At 39.5% G+C, this 686-nt stretch carries 1 protein-coding gene; it reads right to left on the reverse strand.

Features of this window, described 5'->3' with window-relative positions:
• A partial coding sequence (locus tag ABHN01_RS24845) for a transposase (protein ID WP_429877766.1) occupies positions 1-370 on the reverse strand: 370 nt, incomplete at its 3' end.
• Positions 371-686 lie beyond the last annotated feature (316 nt).

Here is a 686-nt window from a genome sequence, read left to right on the forward strand (position 1 = left end):
GTATAACCAGATCATTGAAGAGCCTTTCGGCTAATTTCTTCTTGATTAGTTTTTTGAAAACACGACTGATCGTAGAGATGGAAGGCGGTGCTTCATTTAAAGGAAATCCACATTGATAACGGAAGCGTAAGTCGTTGTCCAGTCGCTTATGTAAAGCTGTAAACGTCGTGATTCCCTCCATATGTGCTGCGAGTAAAGCACGGAGGGTCGACTGTTTACAAGTTCCATTCCGACCTTGGGGTGAAGCACTTGCCAACGCTTTGGCATAAGGCGTAAGTTCGAGTGCACTAAAAAACAATGGAAGTCGATCTTTTGAATCAAGTTGTAACCATTCCTCGAAGGAAAACAAGTTCTGTTGTATACTATACATGAGGACTTCACTCTCCTTGTAGGGTTTTTGGTTTAGTTACCTGTATCTTCTACAATTTGGGATGAAGTCCTTTTTGGTGTCTTTTTAATCCCTTACAACATGGGGGGACGAAAATTATGCAAAACCCTCAAATAAGAAGTATATGCCATGCTTGGTCTGGTCCCACTCTTTCCACTTTTCACGTATTATTTACCGATTAATACACACAATAAAAATCTAGTTGTTATTACAATCGCACTATTTACATCTTAAAGAAAACATCAAAAAAGCGGGTGCTTTTATTGCAGTATTCACCTAGAGTTTATCACGCCTTAGT

Source organism: Fictibacillus sp. NRS-1165, from assembly GCF_050468105.1.
GTDB classification, from domain to species: domain Bacteria; phylum Bacillota; class Bacilli; order Bacillales; family Fictibacillaceae; genus Fictibacillus_C; species Fictibacillus_C terrinigri.